This window comes from Kribbella speibonae (genome assembly GCF_004331375.1).
In the GTDB taxonomy this organism is placed as follows: Bacteria; Actinomycetota; Actinomycetes; order Propionibacteriales; family Kribbellaceae; genus Kribbella; species Kribbella sindirgiensis.
Genome location: NZ_SJKC01000002.1, coordinates 1,029,251 through 1,053,080, shown reverse-complemented (window position 1 = coordinate 1,053,080; position 23,830 = coordinate 1,029,251). Strand labels below are relative to the sequence as shown.

Here is a 23,830-nt window from a genome sequence, read left to right as displayed (position 1 = left end):
AACCGATCAACTCCGGCCCACCCAGGCCTGTCTCTCATCAACTGTACGGCCCAAGACGCCCGCCCTGCCAAGCATTTAACAACTCGTAGCCCCAGGCAACTATCCGCCAGGCGCCCGAGCGATCAGAGCGTGGCGATGGTGGCGGCGTTGGAGCTCGCGTGCCTCGATCACCTGGAGTGGAGCCTGCAAGGCGACCCACCGTACGTCGTACCCGGCGAGGGCTTTCCGCCATGCGGTCATGATCGTGTCGTCGACCGGCATCTCGTCGAGGATGACGTTGTTGCCGGCGTCGAGCAGCGCCACCACGGCCGCCCGCATCCCACTCAGCAACCGCTCCCCGGCCGCGCGGTGCTCGACTTTCCGGCGCTCGAGGTGCCTATCAGGCCGATCAGGCGTCCGGGCATGTTCGTACCTCTCGGGTCGGGCGGGGGAACGGGTCGGTCTGTAAGCCGGATTCTGTGGTGGCGATCATCCATCTACGGTGGCCGTTGCCGGACACCTCTAGCGGCCTACCCGCGAGCTCGGGCGGGCCGCCCTCGGACGCTCGCGCGGGTGGTGGTTTCCCACCGCCCTTCTTGGCCTTGCTCCACGTGGGGTTTACCTAGCCTCCGCAGTCACCTGCGGAGCTGGTGGTCTCTTACACCACCGTTTCACCCTCACCCGCACTCCTATGAACCACGGGGTTCATCGGAGCCGCTGGCGGTCTGTTCTCTGTGGCACTGTCCCGCGGGTTACCCCGGGTGGGCGTTACCCACCACGCTGCCCTGTGGAGTCCGGACTTTCCTCGGCGCCCTCTGCAAAGGACGACGCGATCGCCCGACCGACCCGTTCCGTACGATCAGGATACGGCCTCGGCGGTCACCTCGGGCCACAGGCCGTCGGGACCCCGGTCGTACGGGCGTACGTCGACCACCGCGTCCAGGTTCAGCGGCCCGTAGATGTGCGGGAAACTCATCCCAGCCCCGTCCAGGTCCTCGTCGCACAGCGCGGACACCAGGCGCGCGGTGTCGATCACCAGCAGGCACAGTGGCTCGGTCACGTCGTCGTACGCGAAGTTCGCGACCATCGCGACCTGGTCGGGGCGGGATGCGTGGATGAACGTCGCGCCGTCGTCGAGGCTCTTGCCGCGGGTCGACCACCGGTAGCTCCCGGCTCCCCGCGCGGCCTCCCACTGGTCCACGAACGCGATGTGCAAAATCGTCGCCATAACCCAACGCTAGCCGTTGCGGCCGTGGATTAAGGTGCTCGACATGGCCAACGAGGAGCGCACCGACCCCGAGACCGAGACCAAGCCGGAGTCGAAGTCGGAGAGCAAGCCCGCGACGCCGGTCGACGACCTGGTGACGACGCAGCACACGCTGACGGTCGACGGGCAGGAGCTGCGGTACACGGCGACCACCGGACGGATCGTGCTCCGCGAGGAGGTGTTCACCGACGGCAAGTTCGACGGTCTGAAGCCGAAGGCCGAGGTGTTCCTCACCGCGTACACGCTGGACGACGCGGATGCTGGGGAGCGGCCGGTCACGTTCGCGTTCAACGGCGGCCCGGGATCGTCGAGTATCTGGCTGCACCTCGGTCTGCTCGGCCCGCGGCGCGTGGTCTCCGGGGACGTGGGTGAGCTCGCGCCCCCGCCGTACTCGATCGTCGACAACGCCGAGACGTTGCTGAAGTACAGCGACGTGGTGTTCATCGACCCGGTGTCGACCGGGTTCTCGCGGGCCGCGGAGGGCGAGAAGCCGGGGGAGTACCACGGGTTCACGCGCGACCTGGAGTCGGTTGGTGAGGTGATCCGGCTGTGGACGTCGCGCAACGGGCGCTGGATGTCACCGAAGTTCCTGGCCGGCGAGTCGTACGGTACGACGCGCGCCGCCGGGCTCGCCGCGCATCTGCAGCAGCGGTACGGGATGTACCTAAACGGCGTCATGCTGATCTCGGTGGTGCTGGAGTTCGGGACCCTCGACTTCACACCGGGCAACGACCTGCCGTACACGTTGTTCCTCCCGTCGTACGCCGCCATCGCGCACTATCACGGGATGATTCCGGACCGGTCGCTCGAGGAGGTGCTCGCGGACGCGGAGCGGTTCGCGGCCGGCCGGTATCCGAATGCGCTTGCCCAGGGCAACCGAATCCCGGCGGACTACCGCGCCGAGGTGGTCAGCCGGCTGGCGGCGCTGACGGGTCTCAGCGAGGACTACATCGATCGCGTGAACCTGCGGATCGAGCACATGCGGTTCTTCGGTGAGCTGTTGCGGTCCCGCCGTCAGACGGTCGGTCGTCTCGACGGTCGCTTCACCGGATGGAACCCGGACTACGGCTCAGAGACTCCGGATCGCGACCCGTCGATGAACGCGATCACCGGGCCGTACTCCGCGGCGCTCAACCACTACGTGCGGGTCGAGCTCGGCTACGAGAACGACCTGCCGTACGAGGTCATCAACATGGACGCCGCGAAGAACTGGTCGTTCAAGGAGTTCGAGGGCGAGCAGATCTCGGTCGCGTCGAAGCTCGCCGAGGCGATGCGCGTCAACCCGCACCTGAAGGTCCACGTCGCCTCCGGCCACTACGACGGCGCGACCCCGTACTTCGCCACCGAACACACCCTCGCCCGCCTCCAGATCCCCGCCGAACTAACCACCAACATCGAAACCAAGTACTACCCAGCCGGCCACATGATGTACATCCACAACGACTCCCGAATCCAACAATCCACCGACCTAGGCGCGTTCATCGCCGCATCCTCCAACCGATGATCCTCATCCGCCAGGCAGACGCAGTACAGACACCGGCAGTCCCAGGCGTCGTACTGCGCCCGCCTGCGGTCGAGGACGCGGTGGCACTCGGCAAGCTGTACTTCGAGGCGTACGACGCGGGCGTCGCCGCCGCAACTGAACGCGAAGCACTCGAGGACATCGAACTCACGTTCGCAGGCGGGTACGGCGTACTCGCGCCGCACCTGAGCCGCCTCGCCTGGAACGGCGACCAACTCGTCGGCGCCCTCCTCGTGGTGGAGCGCGCACCCTGGCCGGACACCCCGGACTGCCCGTTCATCATCGAGCTGTTCACCGCCCGATCCCATCGCCGCCAAGGCATCGCCAAGCTCCTCCTGAGCGAGTGCGCAAACACCGCCATCGCCCTCCGCGCCGACGAGAAGAACACCCCCGCCGTCACGCTCTACCGATCGCTCGGCTTTCAGGAAGGGTAGATGCGGAAGCCGTTGAACGTGCGGTGTTCGAAGGCCCGGTAGAAGTCCTCGGCGGTGTCGGTGACCAGGTCTACGCGTTGGGCGCCGGTCAGAGGGGCGGCGTACTCGAGGAGGGCGCGGCCGATGCCCTTGCGGCGGTACGACCGGTGGACGGCCATTTGTGACAGGTGCGCCTGGATGTGGCCGTCGCTCTGCAGGTAGGCGAAGCCGACGACCTGTTCGCCGTCGAGTGCGACGACCGTTGTCACACCGGGGGCGGTGAAGACGGCGTGCGCGCGCGACGGGTCGGCTGGCAGGCTCGGCCAGTTCTCGGCTTCGCAGATCGCGAGGATGCCCGGTAGGTGGGTTTCCTCGTACTGCGTGAGGGTCACGGGAGGGTTAGTACTTCGGCGCCGGTGTTGGTGACTACCAGGGTGTGTTCGAACTGGGCGGTGCGGGACTTGTCTTTGGTGGTGGCGGTCCAGCCGTCGTCCCAGAGGTCGTACTCGTAGGTGCCGAGGGTCAGCATCGGCTCGATCGTGAAGGTCATGCCGGGCTCGATCACGTCGTCGAAGCGTTCGTCGTCGTAGTGCGGGATGATCAGGCCGGAGTGGAACGACGTCGAGATGCCATGGCCGGTGAAGTCGCGGACCACGCCGTACCCGAACCGCTTCGCGTACGACTCGATCACGCGGCCGATGATGCTCACCTGACGACCGGGCTTGACCGCCTTGATGCCGCGGTTCAGCGCCTCGAGGGTGCGCTCGACGAGCAGCCGGCTCTCCTCGTCGACGTCGCCGACCAGGAACGTCGCGTTGGTGTCGCCGTGCACGCCGTCCAGGTACGCCGTGATGTCGACGTTGACGATGTCGCCGTTCTCGAGCGGACGGTCGTCGGGGATGCCGTGGCAGATCACCTCGTTCACCGAGGTGCACAGCGACTTCGGGTAACCGCGGTAGCCGAGCGTCGACGGGTACGCACCGCGCTCCACCAGGTACTCGTGGCCGACCGCGTCCAGCTCGTCCGTGGTCACCCCCGGCTTCGCCGCAGCGCCGACCGCCTGTAACGCCTGCGCGGCGAGTTTGCTCGCGACCCGCATCTTGGCGACCAGCTCGGGCGACGTCACATAGGACCCGTCGTACGGCGTCGGCGCCGGCTTGTCGACGTACTCCGGACGCGGAATGGAAGCGGGTACGTCGCGGCGCGGCGAAATGACGCCAGAGGTAAGGATCGACATGGTGAGATCATTCTAGAGAGAGCTGCAACAAGACTCCCAGGAGGTGGTCATCCAGATGAGCGACGATCACAGCAACGAGTGGTACTACAACACCAAGACCGGGAAGGTCGAGCCGTACCAGGGTGCGAAGTCGGGCGACCGGCTGGGGCCGTACAGCTCACCCGAGGAGGCCGCCCGCGCCCTGGAGAAGGCCCAGGAACGCAACGAGGACTGGGACAACGACCCGAAGTGGAACGACGACTGAGGTCGACTTCCAGATGACGTGCCGAGGGGCACCACCGATCCGGTGGTGCCCCTCGACATGTACTGACTACTGGTGCTGACCGAGGTCAGCGGGCTACTCGCTTGGCCGCGGTCTTCCGGGCCGGTGCCTTGCGCGCCGGTGCCTTCTTCGCAGCCGTCTTCTTCACCGCGGACTTCTTCGCGGCGGTGCGGGCCGGCGCCTTCTTCGCGGCGACGCGCTTCGCGGGAGCCTTCTTGGCGGCGACCTTGCGGGCCGGCGCCTTCTTGGCGGCGACCTTCTTGGCCGGAGCCTTCTTCGCCGCGACCTTCTTCGCCGGCGCCTTCTTGGCGACGGTCTTCTTCGCGACCGTCTTCTTGGCCGTCGTCTTCCGCGCTGCCGTCGTCTTCTTGGCGGCGGTCGCGCGCTTCGCCGGCGCCTTCTTCGCGACGGTCTTCCGGGCCGTGACCTTCTTCGCCGGAGCCTTCTTGGCCGCGACCTTCTTCGCGGGGGCCTTCTTGGCGGTGGTCTTCCGGGCCGGCGCCTTCTTCGCCACCGTCTTCTTGGCGGCGGTCTTCTTGGCCGCACTCACCTTCTTCGTCGCTGTCTTCTTTGCTGCGCTGACCTTGCGCGCGGTGGTCGTCTTCGCGGCGCTGGTCTTCTTCGCGACAGTCTTCTTGGCGGGAGAAGCCTTTTTGGCTGTCGCCTTCCCTGCGGCTGCCTTCTTGGCTGGCACTCTGCCTCCTTGGTGCGGCTGAGGAAAACCACGGTGGATTCCTCGTCGTCATGATGATGACAACACTTGTGCGCTACGTAAAGCACCGGAAACGTCCGCAGGTTAAGGAGAACTGGCGGCGTGTGTGCGCGTAAATGCCGAAAATCCTTGTGCAGAAGGGATTCCGCCGCGCCCCGAGCATGCCGGATTGGCAGAATATTTTCTTGGCGACACGCGCACAATCCGGCCGTCAAACGTCCCGATCGGCGAGTGTTGTCCTCGGCAACGTCCTGCGAACGTGAGGTGCAGCGAGCAGATGAACAGTGCGTACGACGACCTGCGCAACGTCGTCGAACTACCCGCCGAGGTGCGTCGCGTGGTGAGCATCGTGCCGTCGTTGACGGAGTCGATCGCGGTCACGCATCCGGCCGAAATCGTTGGTGCGACCGACTGGTGCACGCATCCCGCGGACCTCGACGTCGTCCGTCTTCGCGGCACCAAGAATCCCGATCTCGAGCGCATCCGCGAACTCGCACCTGACGTCGTCGTCGCGAACGCCGAAGAGAATCGCGCGGCCGATCTCGACGCGTTGCGGTCGAGTGGAATCGCGGTCTGGGTGACGGCGCCGACGACGGTGCCCGAATCACTCGACTCACTCGGTCGCATGCTGTCCGCGATCATCGGCGGCGAACCGCAGTGGTTGCGCGATGCGCGAGACGTGTGGAGTACGCCGTACGACGGAATGCGCCGGCGGGCCGTGATACCGATCTGGCGACGGCCGTGGATGGCACTCGGGCGGGACACGTTCGCGGGTGATCTGTTGTCGAGGATCGGCATCGACAACGTTCTGGTCGATTCCAGTGAACGTTATCCGCGGATCGATCCGGACGCGTTACCCAACTACGACCTCGTGGTGCTGCCCGACGAGCCTTATCCGTTTTCTCCCGGCGACGGCCCGGAGGCGTTCACGCAACCCGCGCGCTGTGTGTCAGGACGGCATCTGACCTGGTACGGACCGTCACTCGTGGAAGCCCGCGAACTGCTGAGCGGACAGCTTTCGTGACCTCCGCCACGATCACCGCCTGACGTCTAGACGGGTTAGGTATGCCTCACCTACGCTCACCGCGTGCCGTCGATGACCGCGAAGAAAAAGTGCTGCAAGGACAAGCCGAGGTGCAAGAAGTGCCCGGTTGTCCTGCTGCGCCTGTCCAAGGCAGGCTGCGCCGAGCGGCTCGATCGTCGGCACTACGACGTGGACAAGAAGGTCCCGAAGAAGGTCCTCAAAGAAGCCCGCCAGCGCTGACCTCAGGAGGCGCGGCGCAATGTGATCACGTCCGCCGCGCGCCGGAGCATTCCGGGGATGGTGGCGTGCGCGGCCTGACCGGTCGCCTCGAGATCGTCGCCGTACCACCAGCCGTGCGCGCTGATGGTCTGCAGCTCCAGCTCCTCCTGGTTCGCGAACGTCACGTCGACCCTGTCGACCGCGACCGCGAAGAACGTCTGGTGCTGGACGATCCGGCAGCCGCCCCACTCGAACTCGATCGTGTTCGTCGCGACCGGTGTGCCGAGCGCGTCGATCGGCAGCACGATGCCGACCTCCTCGCGCAGTTCGCGGCCGGCCGCTTCCGCGACCGTCTCACCGGATTCGACGCCGCCGCCGATCGTGAACCAGTACGGCGTCTGCGGTTTCAGCGGATCCCAGCCGTGCAGCAGCAGCACCTTGCCGTCCGGACGCACCGGCAGCACGCGGGCCGTCGTACGGTGCCGGACCGTTCCTGGTGGTGGCAACTGGGATTCGCTCACACCACAAAACGCTAGAGGACAGTGCGTGTTCCGCGTCGGGTGCTGCGGCGCGTCTCACATGGTTGCTGTGGACATCTACGATCGAAACATGGCAAGCATCGGTCTCGGTCTCGCAGCCCTCGGGCGTCCCGGCTACATCAATCTCGGGCACGACGAGGACCTGCCGCCGCGACGTGCGGTCGAGGACCTGCGGGTGCGGACACATGAGCTGCTGGAGCAGGCCTGGCAGGCAGGTGTTCGGTACTTCGACGCCGCGCGTTCGTACGGTCTTGCCGAACAGTTCCTCGGAGAGTGGATCACACCAGAACGCCGTACCGCGATGACCGTCGGGTCGAAGTGGGGTTACACGTACGTCGCCGACTGGCGGCACGACGTGGCGACGCACGAGGTGAAGGACCACAGCCTCGCGACGTTCGAACGCCAATGGCCGGAGACCCTGCAAGCGCTTGGTGGGCCTCCGGACTTCTACCTCGTCCACAGCCTGACGTCCGACAGCCCCGCCCTCGAGGACAAGCGCTTGCTCGATCGGCTGCGCGAACTCGCCGACTCCGGTGTCCGCGTGGGGCTGTCCACCAGCGGTCCACGACAGGCCGAGACGCTGCGCAAGGCGTTGTCCTCCGGTACGCCGTTCTCCGCCGTACAGGCCACGTGGAACGTTCTGGAGACGTCAGCAGGACCGGCGCTCGCGGAGGCGCACGATGCGGGCTGGTTCGTCGTCGTGAAGGAGGCTGTCGCCAACGGCCGTTTGACGTCCCGCGCCGGCGAGACGCCGTTCAACGAGTTCGCCCACCAGCATGGTGTCGCACCTGATGCGCTGGCCGTCGGCGCAGCGGTCGCTCAGCCGTGGGCCGACGTGGTCCTCAGCGGAGCAACCACGACGGCCCAACTGGCCAGCAACCTCGCGTACCGCACGGACGGCCCGCTCGCCGAGTTCGTCCAGCAACCCGAGGAGTACTGGACCGAACGCTCGTCCCTGCCCTGGATCTAGAAAGTGTGTTCGTCTCCTGGGAAGGCGCCGGAGGCGACCTCGGAGGCGTAGGTCGTGGCCGCGCTGGTGAGGATGCCGCGGAGGTCGGCGTACTGCTTGACGAAGCGCGGCATGGTGCCCGAGCGCAGGCCGGCCATGTCCTGCCACACCAGCACCTGCGCGTCGGTGTCGCGGCCGGCGCCGATGCCGATCGTCGGAATCGGGATGCGTTTGGTGATCTCCGCGGCGACGTCGCCCGGGACCATCTCCAGCACCACCGAGAACGCTCCGGCCTCGGCGAGCGCCACGGCGTCGTCGATCAGACCGGCTGCCTGATCGCCGCGGCCCTGCACGCGGTACCCGCCGATGCTGTGCTCGCTCTGCGGGGTGAACCCGATATGCGCCATCACCGGGATGCCGGACTGCGTGAGCTTCTCGACCATCGGTACGACGGTCCGCCCGCCTTCGAGCTTCACCGCGTGGACGCCCGCTTCCTTCATGAAGCGCACTGCGGTGTGGAACGCCTGCTCCGGTGATGCCTGGTACGAACCGAACGGCAGGTCCGCGACGACGAGGCAGTGCTCGACTGCTCCGGACACCGCACGCGCCAACGGGATGAGTTCGTCGACCGTCACCCGGAGGGTGGTGTCGTAGCCGTACACGTTGTTCGCGGCGGAGTCACCGACCAGCAGCACCGGGATGCCGGCCTGGTCGAAGATCTCGGCGGTGTACTGGTCGTACGCCGTCAGCATCGCCCACTTCTCACCACGGCTCTTGAAGTCCCGCAGATGATGAATCCGATACCGCCGCGGCCGCTTCACACCGTCACTAGCAGCCGCACCTTGGCCGGCCTGCTTTCCAGCACCACCACCGTACGGCGAAACCTCACCCTCACCACCCGCTGCCGCAACCGGAGCAGCAGCCGCACCTGCTCCGGTTGCGGCTGCAGACGGGCTGGCGACGGTTGCACTAGCTGGGGTCGCACCTGCCTGGGTGGTGCTGCCGGCGGATGCGTTGGTGGTCTGTGGAGTGGTTGCATTCGGGGCCGGTGCTTCGCCTGCGGTTGCAGCTGGTGGGCCTGCGATGGGGGTGGGTTGGGTTGGTTGGGCGCGGCGGCCGGCTCGGTGGGAGGTTGCTTGTTCTGACGAGATTTGGCTGGGGGCGTCCTGCTGGACGCCTGCGCGCCGGCGGGCGCCGATCGGGCGTGCTGCGCCTGGTACGTGCGGCTGGTCGCCGGCCGGCGTACCAACAGGTTCGTCGCTGACCGGTGCGTTGCTTTCGTACTCGGCACTCGGGTCCGACAGATACCCGTTGTCGCGCACACCAGCCGCGTCCGGCCGAAGCCGAATCTCCTGAGGCCGAGTCTCCTCACCCTGCCCCCGCTCAACCGAACCCCGCCGCTGAGCTTCTTCCCGCCGCTGAGCTTCTTCGCGGCGCTGTGCCTCTTCCCGCCGTTGGGCCTCTTCGCGTCGCTGGGCTTCCTCGCGTCGCTGGACCTCTTCGCGCCGCTGAGCTTCCTCGCGCCGTTGGGCGTCTTCGGTGTTGCGGGTGTCTTCCTGCTGGCGGGGTGGTTCGGGGACGCGGTCGTGGCTCCAGATGGGTTCTGGGCCTGGGCCCGGCTCGTACCGACGCGGTGGTTCCTGGCCCCGACCGGCCTCCTGGGCACGTGGTGCGTCCGGCGGCTGGAGACGCTGCGGGGGCCGCGGCGGCTGCTGCGGACTCAACCCATTGCTGCTGAGCCCGTTACTCGACCCGTGCCCGTTGCTCGAGCTGTGGTTCAACCCATTGCTCGCCGCCGGAGGCTGCGGAGCGAACGGGTTCTGCGGCGCCGGGCTGCCCCAGTTGGTGCTGCCGTTGGACGCCTGCGGCGGGCGCTGCGGCGTACCGCTTCCACCCGAAGCCGAAGCCGGAGGCGCCGGCGGCTGAGCCGGCCGCGGCTGCCCTGCACCCGCCGCGCCATTGGACCCAGATCCAGGCCCGAACGGACTAGGCCGCCCGTGCGGCGGTGCCTGCGGAGGCTGTTGCGCCGGCGGCTGCGGCCGGAACGGGTTCTGCTCCTGGTACTCCCGCCCGTACGACTCCTCCCGCGACTCCCCGTAGTACTCCCGCCGCTCCGGCTGCTCAGCCCGCTCAGATCGCTCGGCCCTTTCGACCCGCGGCGGCTGCTGCGAAGGAGGCGGCGCACTGGGCAGGTACGGCGGTTTCGGTACGTACGGCTGCTGCGGGACCGGCCCGCGCTCGTACGTCCGCGGTGCGTTCGGCAGCGACGGTGACGGGTCAAGACCCCACGAGGACCTGGCAGCGTCGTAGTCCGAGCGCCAGGTGTCGTCGTCGTCCGAGCGGCGGTGTTCCTCGGTTGCCCGGTTCGCCGGTCCGGTCCCGTACGGCGAGGGCAACTCCTCGTCGTCACCCTGGGTACCGGCCGACAGGAAGTTGTCAACCATGCCTTCATCGTCCCACCGATGCGGAGGGTGAGCGCCACCGCCTGTGGGTGAGCGATCGCTCACATCGTCGCGGTAACGCTCTTTGGGCAGGCCGGACCGGTCGTGGGTCTCCTCGCTGGAGCCCCACGACTGATCCTGCACACCGTTGTCAGGCTGGGATGGGCGGTACCGCCAGGAGTCGCTCAGTGCTCGGCCGCCTTTCGTGCGTCCTCACGCCATGCATTCGTGATCGGCAGCCGGCGGTCCCGGCCGAACGCCTTGTGGGTGATCTTCGGGCCTGGCGGGTACTGCCGGCGCTTGTACTCAGCCCGGTCGACGAGCTGGATCACCTGGGTGACGAGCCCGGTCTCGAACCCGGCTGCGACGAGCTCCGCACTGCCGCGGTCCTGCTCGACGTAGTCGTCCAGCATGTCGTCGAGCAGGTCGTACGGCGGCAGCGAGTCGGTGTCCTGCTGTCCGGGGCGGAGCTCGGCGGACGGCGGCTTCGCGATCGAGTTCGCCGGGATGGGCGGCTGCTGCCCGCGGGCCTTCGCGTCGGCGTTCCGCCATTTCGCGAGCCGCCAGACGAGGGTCTTCGGGACGTCCTTCAGCGGCGCGTACCCGCCGACCGCGTCGCCGTAGATCGTCGAGTAGCCCACGGACAGTTCAGACTTGTTGCCGCAGGCAAGTACCAGGTGGCCGTCGGCGTTCGACAACCCCATCCAGATCACCGCGCGGACCCGGGCCTGCAGGTTCTCCTCGGCGAGCCCGGTCAGGCCGAGCGTGTCCAGGAACGGCTGCACCATCGGCTGGATCGGTACGACGCGGTAGTTCAGGCCGGTGCGGGCGGCGAGGTCCGCGGCATCGTCCTTGGAGTGGTCGCTGGAGTACACGCTCGGGTTCGAGATCCCGAACACGTGCTCGGCGCCGATCGCGTCGCAGGCGATCGCGGCGACCAGCGAGGAGTCGATACCGCCGGACAGCCCGAGCAGCACCGACTTGAAGCCGTTCTTCTGCACGTAGTCGCGCAGCCCGGTGACGATCGCGCCGTACATCTCGGCCTCGTCGGACAGCCGCGGCGCGATGTTCGACTCGATCGCGTCGTACGCCGGGAGCTCGTCCTCGTGCAGGACTGTGTGCACGATCTCGATACCTTCGTGGGTGCCGGACGGCGTCCCCGAAGCGGCCGGGAGGTCGAGGTCGACGACCATGCTGCCCTGCTCGAACTGCGGTGCGCGGGCGAAGATCGCCCCGTCGGCATCGGCGATCAGCGAGTCGCCGTCGAAGACCAGTTCGTCCTGGCCGCCGACGAGGTTCACGTACGCGAGCGCGCAGCCGGCCTCGCGGGCGCGGCGCCGTACGAGATCACCGCGGGCGTCGTCCTTGTTGGCTTCGTACGGCGAACTGTTGACGACGAGCAGGAGCCCGGCACCGGCTTCGCGGGTGACGGCGACGGGGCCGCCGTCCTGCCAGAGGTCCTCGCAGATGACCAGGGCGACGTCGACGCCGTGGATGCGGACGACCTGCAGCGTGTTGCCGGGAACGAAGTGCCGGAACTCGTCGAAGACGCCGTAGTTCGGCAGGTGGTGCTTGACGGCGCTCGTGACGACGCGGCCTTGGTGGATGACGGCGGCGGCGTTGGTGGGGGACCCCTTCGGACGGCCGAGGCGGTCGATGCCCATCGCCGTACCGCCGGCCCGGTCGAGGTATCCGCAGATCACCACGATGTCGCCGAGTCCTTCGTCGGCGAGCCGCTGCGCGAGCGTGTGGATCCGATGCTGCGAGGCGTCCACGAACGACGCGCGCAGGGCGAGATCCTCCACCGGGTACCCGGTCAGCCCGAGCTCCGGGAACGCGACCACGTGCGCGCCGCGCTCGACCGCGTTCCGGGTCCACGCGACGATCTTGTCGCTGTTCCCGTCGATGTCACCCACGGTCACATTGAGCTGAGCGAGCGCTACCCGAAGCTGAGGCACGAGAGCACATTACTGGGTCGCCGGGCCCGGCCCCACGCCCATCACCGACCTCTTACGAATGCCTTAGGAAAGTCCGCACCAGTCCGAGGTTGCGTTCGACCGTCTCCATCGCGTCCACGGTCAGCCGCGCACTCTCCAACTGGGGGTACTCACTCCGCATCCGCAGCACGTGATCCCACCCCACCTCGTGCCACCCGGGGATACCGCGCCGCCGCCCTTCGAGTCGCCGGCGGTGCTCGCCTTCGTCGCTGCAGACACACTCCACGATCCGCAACTGTCCGTCGTACCGCGCGGCCAGTTCGCCCCACCGTTCCGCGATCTCCTCGTTGACGAGACAGTCGAGGATCGCCGACTGCCCGAGCATGAGCTGCCGTTCGGCGAGGGTCCCCAGGAGGTCGTAGTACATCGCCAGGAAGGCCGGACGGTCGAGACCGCCGAGGACGCCGTGCGGTCTGAGGGCTCCGAGCAACCAGTCGCCGGCGAAAGCCGGGACTCCGGTTTCGGTAGCCAGTTGTTCGGCCAGCGTCGACTTTCCGGTTCCCGGGAGTCCGGTGAACGCGATGATCTGCTTCACCGTGACGACGTTAGCGAGGTGCGGGCGACGACGAGGGGCGTGAGCGTGGTCCAGCCGAGCGACTTGTAGAGACGGCGGCCTTCGGCGGAGGCGGCCAGGTAAGCGGTCGTGGCGGAGCGGCGTCGGGCGGCGTGCGCGAGGGCGGTCATGACGGCCCGCGCGAGACCGCGGCGGCGATGGGCGGGATCGGTCTGGATCATGTCGGCGACGGCGCCGGTGTGCAGCACGGCCATCCGTCCGCCGGCTGCGATCTCGCCGTACCCGAAGGCCTGTGCCTCGACCACGGACGGCGTGGCGGAGAGTTCGAGCGAGTACGGCGGGGGAACGGGGTACGACACCTGGTCGGCGAGCCTGACGGTCATCAGCCAATCGGTGCGGACGATCTCGAGCGGCGCCAGGTCCGCGGCGACGCGATCCGCGGGGCCGGTGATCGCGAGCCACGACGTACCGGGTGGATTGCAATCGGTCAGCGCGAGATGCGCCGCCGCGGTGGCGTGCTGCTCGGTCGCGACGTACTCGACCCGCCGCTGCGGTTCACCGATCCGGACGACGGTGACGTCGTCGATGCGCTGGACGTCGGTCCACCCGCGGGAGGCCGACCACCCGCGCTGCCAACGAGTCAGGGCCTCCATGGATCTATGGAACAGCGACGAAGGTTCACCTGGCAGGGACTTTCGTCGGATGTACCGCCGGCGCCGCGCGGATTCACTGGGAACCATGAGCACCCAGGGCGGACCGACCGGACTGAGCGAACGCGCGCTGGGCCCGGACCTCGCGCGCGGCTTCATGCTGCTGTTCATCGCCTTGGCGAACTCGCACTACTTCGTCGCGGGCCGCGAGTACTTCGGCGGATTCCCGACGGATGGATCGCCCGTCGACCGTGGGATCGGTCTGCTGATCTCGACGCTCGTCGACGGTCGCGCGTTCCCGATGTTCGGTGTCCTCTTCGGGTACGGCGTCGCGCAGATCGTTCGCCGGCAACGCGAGACCGGTAAGGAATGGTGGCCGATCCGCAAGCTGCTGTGGCGCCGCAGCCTCGTCCTGGTCGTACTCGGTTTCCTGCATGCGATGCTGCTCTACATCGGCGACATCCTCGCCGCGTACGGCGTACTGCTGTTCCTCGGCGTCTGGGCCCTGCGCTGGAAGGACCGCTGGCTGTTCCTCGTCGCCGCGCTCGTCCTCGTCCTCACCGCTCTGCCCAGTGGCGACTCGCTCGCGGGCTCTGCCGACGGACCCGATCCTTCGATGCTTCCGGCAACCTTCTTCAGCCAGTTCCCCGACCGGCTGGTCGTGCAGCCGTTCATCGCCGGCCTCGGCTGGATCGGTTTCGTCACGCCGTTCCTGATCGGTCTGTGGGCGGGCCGCCGCCGGATCCTGGAACGCCCGGCCGAGCACCTCACCTTGCTGCGTACGACGGCCCTGCTCGGTCTCACGATCGCGATCCTCGGCGCCCTCCCGATGTCACTCGTCGTCGGCGGCGTACTCACCCGGCCGAGCGACCACGCGGTGACGATCCTCGGACCGTTGCACGACGCAACCGGCGTCTTCGGCGGATTCGGGTACGCCGCGCTCATCGTCCTGATCGCGCATCGATTGGGCGACCGCCAAGGCCCCGTGACCGTGGCGATCGCCGCCGTCGGACAACGATCGTTGACGTGCTACCTGGCCCAGTCCGTCGTCTGGGCGGCCGTGTTCACGCCGTACCTGCTCGACCTGTCGGACACCCTCACCACGACCACGACAGCTCTGCTCGCCGTCGCGACCTGGCTGGCGACCGTACTGCTCACCGACCGGATGCGAAGGGCGAACCACCGCGGGCCGTTCGAGTTGCTGATCCGCAGGATCACCTATCAGCCGAAGAGGACCGCCGCGACGCGATCCCGCAACTCCGGGAGCCGCGCGTAGAACACGTCGCCCGGGCACTGCGTCGTGTTGTAGTCCCGGTGCCCGACGATCGCCGCGTGCGGATCCAGGCCGTACTTCGTGCACAACCACGCGCACGTCAGCACAGACATGTCGAACAGCGCGACCGTCACGTCCTGACTCACGTAGATACCTTCGTGCTCGATGCCGATCGTGTGGCTGTTGTGGTTCGCGGTCTGCGCGCCGAGCACGTTCTGCCCGTTGTTGATCGCCGACAACGACTTGCTCCGGCCCTCCATCAGGAACCCGCCGCGGCTGATCGTGAGCTGGTTGCCCATGTCGATCCAGCCGTTGGTGTCCATGTGCAGGTCCTGGATCCAGTGCTGGACCTTGTACGCCGCGGCGAGCGAGTAGTCGGTGACGTTCGGGCTCGCGGTGTGGTGGATGACGATGTGGTCGGGTTTGCCGATCACCTGCGTCGCGGACTTCGGTGGGCGCGCCGACCATTCGGTGCGCGTGTAGCAGCGCGGCGCGGGGGCGGCGTGCGCTGCGGTCGGGACGGTGAGGCCTCCGAGCAGTACGCCGCCGGCGGTCGCGCCGAGGATCGTACGCCGGGACACCCGGGCATGTTGGAAATTTTCTGGGGCGGTCATGTTATAGAAAATCCCCTACCGACGAGCCCTCCAAACCGGAATGATCTAATGACGTGGTGACAGAGGGTCAGGCACCGGACGTGGTGCGGGTGGGGCGGGTCGGCAAGGGACTACGGGTACTCGTAGCGGTCGCCGGCATCGGTCTGCTGATCAACGGTTCGGTGCGCGCCAGCGACGACGCCTGGCCGTTCGGGCCGATGTCCCAGTACGCGATGTCGGTGCCGGACGACGCCAAGATCGACTACACCAGGGTCAGCGCGGTCACGGACGCCGGCACCACGGTCGACGTACCGCTGAACATCGAGGGCGCCGGGGTGGCCCGGGCCGAGATCGAGGCGCGGGCCGGGGAGATCGTGAAGGACCCGTCGTTGCTGCAGCAGGTCGCGGACGGGTGGGCGCGCAAACATCCCGACCAGCCGAAGTACGTGAAGCTCGAACTGATCCGCGACACGACCCAGCTGGTGAAGGGCCGGGTCGAAGGACCGCCGACGTCCCAGGTGCTCGCGACCTGGGAGGTACGCCGATGAGAATCGCGAACTGGTTCACCCCGATGATCGCGCTGGCGCGGATCGCCTGGCTGCGGACGATCCTGTACCTGTTCGTCATCCTCGACATGCACGCCTTCGTCCGCGACACCCGCGACAAGGGCGAGCACCCCGGGCTGTACCAGCCGTTGCTGCTGGCCCGGCTCCTCGACCTCCCGAAGCCCTCGGTCGCGAACACGACCGTCCTGTACGTCGTCCTCATCGTCGCGTGCCTGATCGGGGCGACGAACTACTTCCCGCGCATGGCCGGCTGGATCGTCGCGCCGGCGTTCACGTGGTGGGTGCTGATCGGGATGAGCGACGGCAAGGTCGACCACGACCACCTCGCGCTGGTGATCGCGCTGTGGGTCCTCCCGACCGTGAAGGCGGGCCGCCGGGGCATCGCGTCGTACGGCGACCAGACCCGGTCGGAGGCGGCCGGGTGGGCGATCCGGTGCGTGCAGATCAGCGTGATCGCGACGTACTTCCTGTCCGCGGTCGCGAAACTGCGCAGTGCCGGATGGGCGCTGAGCTGGCCCGGCAGCGCCGTACTGACCTGGGCGATCGTGCGGCGGCCGCATCCGGTCGGGGAGTGGCTGCTGCACTACCCGTGGGTGCTGCACGTGATGCAGTGGGTCGGCATCATCGGGGAGTTCTGCTCGCCGGTGATCCTGTGGCTCAAGGGGCGCTGGCAGCTGTTCGGGGCGCTGTTCTTCATCGGGTTCCACGCGGCGAACACGGCGATCCTGCTGATCCACTTCCTGCCGACGGTCGTCTGCTGGCTGGCGTTCGCGCCGCTGGAGCGCGTCGTCCCGTGGTACCGGGCCCGCGCAGCCCGCTCAGACGGCTCAGACCGCGATGCCCGAGAGGCCGAAGACCAGGCCGAACACGGCCGGCAGGCCGAGCAGCAGGCCGGCGCGTAGCTTGAACCGGCGTCCGCCGGGTCCTGGGGTCCGGACGACCCGGGACAGCACGGCGCCGGCGTACCCGAAGACCAGGGCGGCGAGCAGGATCTGACGGGTCGGCAGGTTGTCGGCGTTGTGCTGCGTCAGCCCGAGCGTGACCAGACCCGGGCAGCAGAACGCGCACATCCCGAACCCGAGCTCCGGGATCGGCAGCCAGCGGCGCCCGAGCACGTCCCGCTCGGCCGGTCGCTTCCGCCGCAGCGACTGCGCGAACCGGGCAGTGCTGACGATCAGGTCGCTGAGGCAGAGGACCGCCGCCACGATCAGGGCGGCGTGGAAGATCGTCTGCACGGGGACACGCTAGGCCCTGGACGCGGTCATGTCCGCTGTGCCACGTAACGTCTGCTTAACAAGCGCGGGGCACACTGTGAGAGACGCCGAGTTTGAGCTCGTGAGAGGTGGACTGATGGACAAGCAGCAGGAGTTCGTACTGCGCGCGCTGGAGGAGCGCGACGTACGTTTCGTGCGGCTCTGGTTCACCGACGTGCTCGGGTTCCTGAAGTCGGTGGCCGTGGCGCCCGCGGAGCTGGAGAGCGCGTTCGCGGAAGGACTCGGGTTCGACGGGTCCGCGATCGAGGGCTTCGCCCGGGTGACCGAGGCCGACATGCTGGCCAAACCGGACCCGTCGACGTTCCAGATCCTGCCCTGGCGCGGCGAGACCATGGGCACCGCGCGGATGTTCTGCGACATCAACATGCCCGACGGCTCGGCCTCGTTCGCCGACCCGCGGCACGTGCTGAAGCGCACCCTGTCCAAGGCGGCCGATCTCGGGTTCACGTTCTACACGCATCCTGAGATCGAGTTCTATCTCTTCAAGTCGCTGCACGGCCCGGTCGGTACGACGCCGGAGCCGGTCGACTCCTCCGGGTACTTCGATCACACACCACAGGGCATCGGCAACGACTTCCGCCGCGAGGCGATCACGATGCTCGAGTCGATGGGCATCTCGGTCGAGTTCAGCCACCACGAGGGCGGTCCGGGGCAGCAGGAGATCGACCTGCGGTACGCCGACGCGCTGTCGACCGCCGACAACATCATGACGTTCCGCGTCGTGGTGAAGGAGGTCGCGCTCTCGCAAGGGATCTACGCGTCCTTCATGCCGAAGCCGCTGTCGGACCAGCCCGGATCCGGGATGCACACCCACATGTCGCTGTTCGAGGGCGACCGCAACGCGTTCTTCGAAGGCGGCGCGCAGTACCAGCTCTCGAAGACCGGGCGCGCGTTCATCGCCGGCCTGCTGCACCACGCGGCCGAGATCACCGCGGTCACCAACCAGTGGGTGAACTCGTACAAGCGGCTCGCGGTCGGGGACGAGGCGCCGTCGTTCGTCTCCTGGGGTCACAACAACCGCTCCGCGCTCGTCCGCGTGCCGATGTACAAGCCGCACAAGGGCCAGTCCTCGCGGGTCGAGTTCCGCTCACTGGACTCGGCCGCGAACCCGTACCTCGCCTTCGCGCTGATGCTCGCCGCCGGCCTCAAGGGGATCGAGGAAGGCTACGAACTGCCGGTCGAGGTCGAGGAAGACATCTGGTCCCTGACCCCCCGCGAACGCAAGGCCCTCGGCATCAAGCCCCTCCCCGGCAGCCTCGCCGAAGCCATCAGCGCAATGGAAGACAGCGAACTCGTCGCCGAAACCCTCGGCGAACACGTCTTCGACTTCTTCCTCCGCAACAAACGCGCCGAATGGCAGGACTACCGCCGCCAAGTAACCCCCTTCGAACTCAACAAACTCCTCCCAGTCCTCTAAACCCCCGCCGGCCGCAGGTGAAACGCACGCGTCAGGCGGCTGGTTTGAAGGGGTCGTGTTCGGTGAGGAGTTTGTCGAGGCGGGCCTGGTCTACTCGGTTGGTGACCTCGGAGATTTCCTGGCGGTCGCGGACGACCTTGCACAGGACGACTGTTGACGTCACGACGTACAACAGGCCTAGGGCGAGGAACGCTCGTACCCAGGGCTGGGCGGGGAGATAGGCCACGGCGAGGGTCATGGCCGAGACCGAGATCCCGAAGGACGCTATCGCCTGGACGTAGAACGCTGCGGTCTGTTGCGGCTGGATCTTCTTCGTCATGACGGAATCGTCCACCGGCGGCGGGCCCGGGGCATGAGCAGAATCACTCAGTTGACCGATCAGAACCGGTGTGTTGCTTCGGGCAACGGCGCAGGGGGCTCGGCGCGGGCGGTCCAGCCTTCGATGGCCAGTGCCGCGGCGGCGATCAGGACAATTGCGACGACCCGTTTCCAGAGACGCATACTCCTGAAGGTAACACTGAGTACCCGTTGAGCAACAGAGTGTGTTCAGACTCCGGCGGGCTGGGACGGGCTGTCGTCGGAGGCGTGTTGCGAGGCCCAGCGGGCGGCAGCAGTCGAGTGCCGGTACGGCGGCTCGGCGGCGGGCGGTGTGGCCTCGACGGTTGCTTCGCGCGACGGGGAGGCGAGCACGATCGGCGTACCGTCGGGGGCCAGGGCGTGCACTTCCTCGACAGTCAGCAAGCCGACGGGGCGGACGCCTTCGGTGATGATGACGATGCAGCCGGGGACCACCTGCTGGGCGCGGTTTCCCTTGGCAGGAACGAGAATTCCGTCCGCCGGGGTCCGCCAGGCGCCGGGCGAGAAGTGCCGCAGCGCGAGGCCGGCCTGGCCGTCGTCGGGGGTGCGGGGCGGGAGATACGCGGTCGCCGTGTAGTCGTAGTCGTAGTCCGGTTCCGGCGGGCCGGAGACCCGTCCGCCCTGCTGGGGCGTCAACCACACCACCGTGCCGCGCACGGCGAGCGACCCCGTCATCATCACCATGGACAGTCATCATGCCCGACTACTGACCGCGTCCGCTACACGACACCGTGTATTCACCGCAATCCCGCCGCAACTCAGCCGCGACCTTGTGCACCGGATCCGTGCCCTGAGCGCCGCGGGACGCGGATCCGGTGCACAAAGTGGGGTTGGGTAGCCTGCGGGGGTGGCTGACGGGCGTCGGGGGTCGTGGGAGGGCCGGCTGGTTCGGCTGGGGTTCGAGGACCCGCGGCGGGCGGCCGGCATGCTCGAGGACCTGGACGCGCTGGATTCGCACAGTCCGCTGGCCACCGAGCAGCTGATCACGACGCTCTCCGAATCGGCCGATCCCGATCTCGCGCTGCAGAGTCTGTGCGGGATGGCCGAGGCGCTGCACCGCAACCAGCACGACCTCGCCGCGTTCGCCCGCACCCTCGAGATGGACGACGGGTTCCGCCGCCGGCTCGTGTACGTGCTCGGCGCGAGCGAGGCGCTCGGGAGGCATCTCGGCGTACACCCACGGCACTGGTACGACCTCGCCGACCCCGCGCTCGCGGGTGCGCGGCCGTCGCTGGAGGATGTCGCCGCCAAGCTCGCGACGGCCGTCGACGCGGAGAACCCGGTTGACGCGCTGCGGGTCGAGTACCGCCGCTTGCTGCTCCGGCTCGCGGCCCGGGATCTCGCCGAGGGGCTGCTCGTCGACGAGGTCGCCGCCGTCCTCGCGGATCTCGCCGGGGGAGCGCTCGAGACCGCGTTGCACATCGCCCGCAACGAGTACTTCGCCGCGCATCCGAGCGCCGCCGATTGCCGGCTCGCGATCATTGCCATGGGCAAGTGTGGCGGCCGGGAACTCAACTACGTGAGCGATGTCGACGTGCTGTTCGTCGCCGAGCCGCTCGAGGACGAACCGGAGCTGCCGGCGCTCAAGACCGCGACCCAGCTCGCCGCGGCCGCGATGCGGATCTGCTCCGCTCACACCGGCGAGGGCACGCTCTGGCCGGTGGACGCCGCGCTTCGGCCGGAGGGTAAGTCCGGTCCGCTCGTCCGCACGCTCGACAGCCACTTCGCGTACTACCAGCGCTGGGCGAAGACCTGGGAGTTCCAGGCCCTGCTGAAGGCTCGCCCGGTCGCGGGCGATCAGGAGCTCGGTCGTGAGTACTCCGAGAAGATCGGCCGGCTCACGTGGTCCGCCGCCGACCGCGAAGGTTTCGTCGCCGACGTCCAGGCGATGCGCCGGCGCGTCATCGACCACATTCCTGCGGCGGACGTCGACCGCCAGCTGAAGCTCGGTCCCGGTGGATTGCGCGATGTCGAGTTCGCCGTACAGCTTCTGCAGCTCGTGCACGGTCGCAGTGACGACTCGGTGCGCAGCGGTACGACGCTGGTCGCGCTGGAAGCCCTGACGGCCAGCGGGTACGTCGGCCGCACGGACGGCGCCGTACTCGCGGACGCGTACCGCTTCCTGCGGTCGATGGAGCACCGCATCCAGCTGTTCCGCCTGCGCCGTACGCATCAGGTCCCGGAGGACGAGGCCGATCTGCGGCGCCTCGGCCGCTCGCTCGGCTTCACCAAGAACCCGATCACCGATCTGACCGCGGCGTGGAAGAAGCACGCGCTCGAGGTACGGCGCCTGCACGAGAAGCTGTTCTACCGCCCGCTGCTCGCGGCCGTCGCGCGGATCCCGGGCGACGAAGTACGCCTGACGCCCGAGGCGGCGAAGCAGCGGCTGACCGCCCTCGGGTACGCCGATCCGGCGTCTGCGCTGCGGCACATCGAGGCCCTGTCCGAAGGGGTCTCGCGGCGTTCGTCGATCCAGAAGGCGTTGCTGCCCGCGATGCTGGGCTGGTTCGCCGAATCACCCGATCCGGACGCCGGTCTGCTTGCGTTCCGCACGATCTCCGACGCCCTCGGCTCGACGCCCTGGTACCTGCGCCAGTTGCGCGACGAGGGCGCGTCGGCCGAGCGGCTGGCGCACCTGCTGGCCAGCGGCCGGTACGCCGTCGACCTGTTGCAGCGCGCCCCGGAAGCGACCGCGATGTTCGCCGACGAGCGGGAGTTGACGCCGCGCACTCAGGAGGCCCTGCTCGCCGAGATGTCCGCGGCCGCCAGGCGCCAGGACACGCCGGAGGCCGCGGTCGCCGCGATCCGCGCCGTACGGCGTCGTGAACTGTTCCGGACCGCCGCGGCGGATCTGTCCGGGCTGCTGGACGTCGAGACCGTCGGCGACGGGCTGACCGATATCTCCGTCGGCACGCTGACGGCAGCGCTCGAAGTAGCAAAGAAGGCGGTCGCCAAGGGTGAGCCGGAACCGACCCGGATGTCGATCGTCGCGATGGGCCGGTTCGGCGGTCACGAGCTCGGATACGGCAGCGACGCGGACGTGATGTTCGTGCACGACCCGCTGCCGGGCGCGGACGAGAAGAAGGCGACGGACTTCGCGACCCAGGCGGCGACCGAGCTGCGCCGGATGCTGTCGCTGCCCGGCGCCGATCCGGCCGTCGCGATCGATGCGGACCTGCGCCCCGAGGGCCGGCAAGGACCGTTGGTCCGGACGCTGGCGTCGTACGCCTCCTACTACGCCCGCTGGTCGGCCGTGTGGGAAGCGCAGGCGCTGCTCCGCGCGGATCCGTTGTGCGGTGACGCCGATCTGTGCGCGTCGTTCCGTGAGCTGATCGACCCGCTGCGCTACCCGGTGAACGGGGTGAGCGAGCGGGACGTGATGGAGATCCGCCGGATCAAGGCGCGCGTCGACGCCGAGCGGCTGCCGCGCGGCGCCGACCGGAGTACGCACACCAAGCTGGGCCGGGGCGGTCTCGCCGACATCGAGTGGACCGTTCAGCTCCTCCAGCTCCGCGAGGCGCATCGCGTTCCTGAGCTGCGTACGACGCGCACGCTGGCCGCGCTCCGGGCCGGGGTCGAGGCCAACCTCGTCGACCCCTCCGAGGCCGACACGCTGCAAGCGGCGTGGGTGCTGGCCACCCGGATCCGCAACGCGATCATGCTGGTCCGCGGGCGCCCCGGCGACTCCCTGCCGCGCGATCCGCGTGACCTGGCCGCGGTGGCCCAGATCTGCGGCTACCCGCCGGGCGAGTCCGGCCGCTTCTCCGACGACTACCTCCGCACCACCCGCCGCGCCCACAACACCGTCGCCCGCCTCTTCTGGGACGACTAGGTTGACAGGCAACTTTTTGGTTGCCTATTGTCGGAGGCGTGGAGCTGGTGTTCAAGGCGTTGGCCGATGACGGCCGGCGGCGGTTGCTGGACGCGTTGCGGGAGCGCAACGGGCAGAGTCTTCAGGAGCTGTGCGAGCTGCTGCCGGACCTGACCCGGCAAGGCGTGACCAAGCATCTGCGGATCCTCGAGGACGCGAACCTCGTGGTCACGGTCAAACGCGGACGCCACAAACTCCACTACCTGAACCCGGTTCCGATCAACGAGATCGCCGAGCGGTGGCTGAGCAACTACGAACGCGACAAGTTGCGTGCGCTCAGCGCGTTGAAGGCGGCGTTAGAGGAGGAGACATGAGCAAACCCGCGATGATTCACGTGACCTACATCGAGACCACCCCGGAGAAGTTGTGGGAGGCGCTCACCTCGGCGGCCTTCACCGAGCAGTACTGGTTCGGCCGCCGGATCGAGTCGGACTGGACCATCGGCTCGCCGGTCCGGTTCTTCGACAGCGCGGACGACAGCCTGACCGACTCCGGCGAGGTTCTCGTGTACGACGAGCCGAAGACGCTCGCGTACACCTTCAAGAACGAGACGCAGACGGACGCACCGGGCCGGGTGACGTTCACGATCGAGCCGGCCGGGAAGAACGTGGTGAAACTGCAGGTCGTGCACGACGGGATCACCGAGGACACCGTCGAGGGCTGGCGGAACGGCTGGGCCCCGATCCTCGCCAACCTGAAGACCTACCTGGAGACCTCCCGAACCCTGGAGATCACCTTCTCCTAGAATTCACCT

At 68.0% G+C, this 23,830-nt stretch carries 27 protein-coding genes, 1 other RNA gene and 1 pseudogene; 13 read left to right on the top strand and 16 right to left on the bottom strand.

What is annotated here, in order from left to right; all coding sequences use genetic code 11:
* Positions 1 to 99 precede the first annotated feature (99 nt).
* The 3 genes and pseudogenes from E0H92_RS18310 to E0H92_RS18300 all read right to left on the bottom strand — a co-directional run.
* Positions 100 to 372, bottom strand: a pseudogene (locus tag E0H92_RS18310) (phosphotransferase-like protein); the annotation flags it as partial.
* Between the two features lie 57 nt (positions 373 to 429).
* An RNA gene (gene rnpB / locus E0H92_RS18305) (RNase P RNA component class A) lies at positions 430 to 828 on the bottom strand.
* Between the two features lie 10 nt (positions 829 to 838).
* Complete coding sequence (locus E0H92_RS18300) at positions 839 to 1,207, bottom strand: DUF952 domain-containing protein (protein WP_131497036.1); 369 nt, start codon at positions 1,205 to 1,207, stop codon at positions 839 to 841.
* A gap of 43 nt (positions 1,208 to 1,250) precedes the next feature.
* Here E0H92_RS18300 and E0H92_RS18295 point away from each other — a divergent pair, with 43 nt between their 5' ends.
* Complete coding sequence (locus tag E0H92_RS18295) at positions 1,251 to 2,750, top strand: S10 family peptidase (RefSeq protein ID WP_131497035.1); 1,500 nt, start codon at positions 1,251 to 1,253, stop codon at positions 2,748 to 2,750.
* Complete coding sequence (locus tag E0H92_RS18290; RefSeq protein WP_131462452.1) at positions 2,747 to 3,202, top strand: GNAT family N-acetyltransferase; 456 nt, start codon at positions 2,747 to 2,749, stop codon at positions 3,200 to 3,202. The genes E0H92_RS18295 and E0H92_RS18290 overlap by 4 nt, the downstream gene beginning before the upstream one ends.
* Here E0H92_RS18290 and E0H92_RS18285 read toward each other — a convergent pair.
* Positions 3,190 to 3,573, bottom strand: coding sequence for a GNAT family N-acetyltransferase (locus E0H92_RS18285; protein ID WP_131497034.1), 384 nt, complete (start codon positions 3,571 to 3,573; stop codon positions 3,190 to 3,192). The two genes, E0H92_RS18290 and E0H92_RS18285, sit on opposite strands and share 13 nt — an antisense overlap.
* Positions 3,570 to 4,418 carry a type I methionyl aminopeptidase gene (map, locus tag E0H92_RS18280; protein WP_131497033.1) on the bottom strand — a complete coding sequence of 283 codons (849 nt, stop codon included), beginning with the start codon at positions 4,416 to 4,418 and terminating at the stop codon, positions 3,570 to 3,572. Before map ends, E0H92_RS18285 begins: the two co-directional genes overlap by 4 nt.
* A 55-nt stretch (positions 4,419 to 4,473) precedes the next feature.
* Between map and E0H92_RS18275 the strand changes: the two genes are divergently transcribed.
* Positions 4,474 to 4,662, top strand: coding sequence for a hypothetical protein (locus E0H92_RS18275; RefSeq protein WP_131289296.1), 189 nt, complete (start codon positions 4,474 to 4,476; stop codon positions 4,660 to 4,662).
* An 85-nt stretch (positions 4,663 to 4,747) separates the two neighbouring features.
* On the opposite strand, the gene E0H92_RS18270 is transcribed toward E0H92_RS18275, so the two are convergent.
* Complete coding sequence (locus E0H92_RS18270) at positions 4,748 to 5,374, bottom strand: histone H1-like repetitive region-containing protein (protein ID WP_131497032.1); 627 nt, start codon at positions 5,372 to 5,374, stop codon at positions 4,748 to 4,750.
* 295 nt (positions 5,375 to 5,669) lie between these two features.
* On the opposite strand from E0H92_RS18270, the gene E0H92_RS18265 reads away from it, so the two are divergent.
* Positions 5,670 to 6,416 carry a helical backbone metal receptor gene (locus E0H92_RS18265; RefSeq protein WP_131497031.1) on the top strand — a complete coding sequence of 249 codons (747 nt, stop codon included), beginning with the start codon at positions 5,670 to 5,672 and terminating at the stop codon, positions 6,414 to 6,416.
* A gap of 63 nt (positions 6,417 to 6,479) precedes the next feature.
* Entirely contained in the window at positions 6,480 to 6,656 is a 177-nt protein-coding gene (locus E0H92_RS44185; protein ID WP_165547150.1) for a hypothetical protein, read from the top strand.
* Between the two features lie 2 nt (positions 6,657 to 6,658).
* Here E0H92_RS44185 and E0H92_RS18260 read toward each other — a convergent pair whose 3' ends face one another.
* Entirely contained in the window at positions 6,659 to 7,156 is a 498-nt protein-coding gene (locus tag E0H92_RS18260; RefSeq protein WP_131497030.1) for an NUDIX hydrolase, read from the bottom strand.
* A gap of 88 nt (positions 7,157 to 7,244) precedes the next feature.
* On the opposite strand from E0H92_RS18260, the gene E0H92_RS18255 reads away from it, so the two are divergent.
* Complete coding sequence (locus E0H92_RS18255; RefSeq protein WP_131497029.1) at positions 7,245 to 8,144, top strand: aldo/keto reductase; 900 nt, start codon at positions 7,245 to 7,247, stop codon at positions 8,142 to 8,144.
* On the opposite strand, the gene panB is transcribed toward E0H92_RS18255, so the two are convergent.
* From panB to E0H92_RS18235, 4 genes are all read right to left on the bottom strand, one after another.
* The gene (gene panB, locus E0H92_RS45645) at positions 8,141 to 10,567 is read right to left on the bottom strand and encodes a 3-methyl-2-oxobutanoate hydroxymethyltransferase (protein WP_338068866.1); all 2,427 of its coding nucleotides are present in this window, start codon (positions 10,565 to 10,567) and stop codon (positions 8,141 to 8,143) included. The two genes, E0H92_RS18255 and panB, sit on opposite strands and share 4 nt — an antisense overlap.
* 182 nt (positions 10,568 to 10,749) lie before the next feature.
* Entirely contained in the window at positions 10,750 to 12,522 is a 1,773-nt protein-coding gene (locus E0H92_RS18245; protein WP_131497028.1) for an NAD+ synthase, read from the bottom strand.
* Positions 12,523 to 12,574: 52 nt separating this feature from the next.
* The gene (locus tag E0H92_RS44180; protein ID WP_165549824.1) at positions 12,575 to 13,096 is read right to left on the bottom strand and encodes a P-loop nucleotide/nucleoside kinase family protein; all 522 of its coding nucleotides are present in this window, start codon (positions 13,094 to 13,096) and stop codon (positions 12,575 to 12,577) included.
* Positions 13,093 to 13,728 (bottom strand): GNAT family N-acetyltransferase, encoded by a 636-nt coding sequence (locus E0H92_RS18235; protein WP_165549823.1) that lies wholly within the window; start codon positions 13,726 to 13,728, stop codon positions 13,093 to 13,095. The genes E0H92_RS44180 and E0H92_RS18235 overlap by 4 nt, the downstream gene beginning before the upstream one ends.
* An 85-nt stretch (positions 13,729 to 13,813) precedes the next feature.
* On the opposite strand from E0H92_RS18235, the gene E0H92_RS18230 reads away from it, so the two are divergent.
* Positions 13,814 to 15,001, top strand: coding sequence for a DUF418 domain-containing protein (locus tag E0H92_RS18230; RefSeq protein WP_131497025.1), 1,188 nt, complete (start codon positions 13,814 to 13,816; stop codon positions 14,999 to 15,001).
* Here the strand turns inward: E0H92_RS18230 and E0H92_RS18225 are convergent.
* A complete protein-coding gene (locus E0H92_RS18225) occupies positions 14,947 to 15,579 on the bottom strand; it encodes a peptidoglycan recognition protein family protein (protein ID WP_202873679.1) in 633 nt (210 codons plus the stop codon). The genes E0H92_RS18230 and E0H92_RS18225 overlap by 55 nt on opposite strands.
* A gap of 89 nt (positions 15,580 to 15,668) precedes the next feature.
* On the opposite strand from E0H92_RS18225, the gene E0H92_RS18220 reads away from it, so the two are divergent.
* Together E0H92_RS18220 and E0H92_RS18215 are read left to right on the top strand one after the other, a co-directional pair.
* Positions 15,669 to 16,139 (top strand): hypothetical protein, encoded by a 471-nt coding sequence (locus E0H92_RS18220; protein ID WP_131462463.1) that lies wholly within the window; start codon positions 15,669 to 15,671, stop codon positions 16,137 to 16,139.
* Complete coding sequence (locus E0H92_RS18215; RefSeq protein ID WP_131497023.1) at positions 16,136 to 17,059, top strand: HTTM domain-containing protein; 924 nt, start codon at positions 16,136 to 16,138, stop codon at positions 17,057 to 17,059. The genes E0H92_RS18220 and E0H92_RS18215 overlap by 4 nt, the downstream gene beginning before the upstream one ends.
* On the opposite strand, the gene E0H92_RS18210 is transcribed toward E0H92_RS18215, so the two are convergent.
* The gene (locus E0H92_RS18210) at positions 16,985 to 17,392 is read right to left on the bottom strand and encodes a hypothetical protein (protein WP_131462465.1); all 408 of its coding nucleotides are present in this window, start codon (positions 17,390 to 17,392) and stop codon (positions 16,985 to 16,987) included. The two genes, E0H92_RS18215 and E0H92_RS18210, sit on opposite strands and share 75 nt — an antisense overlap.
* Before the next feature lie 115 nt (positions 17,393 to 17,507).
* Between E0H92_RS18210 and glnA the strand changes: the two genes are divergently transcribed.
* Positions 17,508 to 18,848 carry a type I glutamate--ammonia ligase gene (glnA, locus tag E0H92_RS18205; RefSeq protein ID WP_131462466.1) on the top strand — a complete coding sequence of 447 codons (1,341 nt, stop codon included), beginning with the start codon at positions 17,508 to 17,510 and terminating at the stop codon, positions 18,846 to 18,848.
* A gap of 31 nt (positions 18,849 to 18,879) precedes the next feature.
* Here glnA and E0H92_RS18200 read toward each other — a convergent pair whose 3' ends face one another.
* Genes E0H92_RS18200 through E0H92_RS18195 form a run of 3 tightly spaced genes read right to left on the bottom strand, consistent with a single transcriptional unit; the run spans position 18,880 to position 19,889 of the window.
* Positions 18,880 to 19,167 (bottom strand): YiaA/YiaB family inner membrane protein, encoded by a 288-nt coding sequence (locus E0H92_RS18200; protein WP_131462467.1) that lies wholly within the window; start codon positions 19,165 to 19,167, stop codon positions 18,880 to 18,882.
* A 59-nt stretch (positions 19,168 to 19,226) separates the two neighbouring features.
* Positions 19,227 to 19,349 (bottom strand): hypothetical protein, encoded by a 123-nt coding sequence (locus E0H92_RS45510; RefSeq protein WP_272948809.1) that lies wholly within the window; start codon positions 19,347 to 19,349, stop codon positions 19,227 to 19,229.
* 45 nt (positions 19,350 to 19,394) lie between these two features.
* Entirely contained in the window at positions 19,395 to 19,889 is a 495-nt protein-coding gene (locus tag E0H92_RS18195; protein WP_131462468.1) for a hypothetical protein, read from the bottom strand.
* A 163-nt stretch (positions 19,890 to 20,052) separates the two neighbouring features.
* On the opposite strand from E0H92_RS18195, the gene E0H92_RS18190 reads away from it, so the two are divergent.
* Genes E0H92_RS18190 through E0H92_RS45080 form a run of 3 tightly spaced genes read left to right on the top strand, consistent with a single transcriptional unit; the run spans position 20,053 to position 23,821 of the window.
* Entirely contained in the window at positions 20,053 to 23,037 is a 2,985-nt protein-coding gene (locus tag E0H92_RS18190) for a bifunctional [glutamine synthetase] adenylyltransferase/[glutamine synthetase]-adenylyl-L-tyrosine phosphorylase (RefSeq protein ID WP_131497022.1), read from the top strand.
* 38 nt (positions 23,038 to 23,075) lie between these two features.
* Complete coding sequence (locus E0H92_RS45085; RefSeq protein ID WP_131462470.1) at positions 23,076 to 23,390, top strand: ArsR/SmtB family transcription factor; 315 nt, start codon at positions 23,076 to 23,078, stop codon at positions 23,388 to 23,390.
* Positions 23,387 to 23,821 carry an SRPBCC family protein gene (locus E0H92_RS45080; protein ID WP_131497021.1) on the top strand — a complete coding sequence of 145 codons (435 nt, stop codon included), beginning with the start codon at positions 23,387 to 23,389 and terminating at the stop codon, positions 23,819 to 23,821. Before E0H92_RS45085 ends, E0H92_RS45080 begins: the two co-directional genes overlap by 4 nt.
* Positions 23,822 to 23,830: the final 9 nt, after the last annotated feature.

Bases quoted from the DNA above. Each gene is read 5' to 3' on its own strand.
- E0H92_RS18200 (WP_131462467.1), bottom strand. From the start codon at position 19,167: ATGACGAAGAAGATCCAGCCGCAACAGACCGCAGCGTTCTACGTCCAG.
- E0H92_RS18255 (WP_131497029.1), top strand. From the start codon at position 7,245: ATGGCAAGCATCGGTCTCGGTCTCGCAGCCCTCGGGCGTCCCGGCTAC.
- E0H92_RS18275 (WP_131289296.1), top strand. From the start codon at position 4,474: ATGAGCGACGATCACAGCAACGAGTGGTACTACAACACCAAGACCGGG.
- E0H92_RS18215 (WP_131497023.1), top strand. From the start codon at position 16,136: ATGAGAATCGCGAACTGGTTCACCCCGATGATCGCGCTGGCGCGGATC.
- E0H92_RS45080 (WP_131497021.1), top strand. From the start codon at position 23,387: ATGAGCAAACCCGCGATGATTCACGTGACCTACATCGAGACCACCCCG.
- panB (WP_338068866.1), bottom strand. From the start codon at position 10,567: ATGGTTGACAACTTCCTGTCGGCCGGTACCCAGGGTGACGACGAGGAG.
- E0H92_RS18300 (WP_131497036.1), bottom strand. From the start codon at position 1,207: ATGGCGACGATTTTGCACATCGCGTTCGTGGACCAGTGGGAGGCCGCG.
- E0H92_RS18195 (WP_131462468.1), bottom strand. From the start codon at position 19,889: ATGGTGATGATGACGGGGTCGCTCGCCGTGCGCGGCACGGTGGTGTGG.
- E0H92_RS45510 (WP_272948809.1), bottom strand. From the start codon at position 19,349: ATGCGTCTCTGGAAACGGGTCGTCGCAATTGTCCTGATCGCCGCCGCG.
- glnA (WP_131462466.1), top strand. From the start codon at position 17,508: ATGGACAAGCAGCAGGAGTTCGTACTGCGCGCGCTGGAGGAGCGCGAC.
- E0H92_RS18295 (WP_131497035.1), top strand. From the start codon at position 1,251: ATGGCCAACGAGGAGCGCACCGACCCCGAGACCGAGACCAAGCCGGAG.
- E0H92_RS18265 (WP_131497031.1), top strand. From the start codon at position 5,670: ATGAACAGTGCGTACGACGACCTGCGCAACGTCGTCGAACTACCCGCC.
- E0H92_RS18290 (WP_131462452.1), top strand. From the start codon at position 2,747: ATGATCCTCATCCGCCAGGCAGACGCAGTACAGACACCGGCAGTCCCA.
- map (WP_131497033.1), bottom strand. From the start codon at position 4,418: ATGTCGATCCTTACCTCTGGCGTCATTTCGCCGCGCCGCGACGTACCC.
- E0H92_RS18230 (WP_131497025.1), top strand. From the start codon at position 13,814: ATGAGCACCCAGGGCGGACCGACCGGACTGAGCGAACGCGCGCTGGGC.
- E0H92_RS18235 (WP_165549823.1), bottom strand. From the start codon at position 13,728: ATGGAGGCCCTGACTCGTTGGCAGCGCGGGTGGTCGGCCTCCCGCGGG.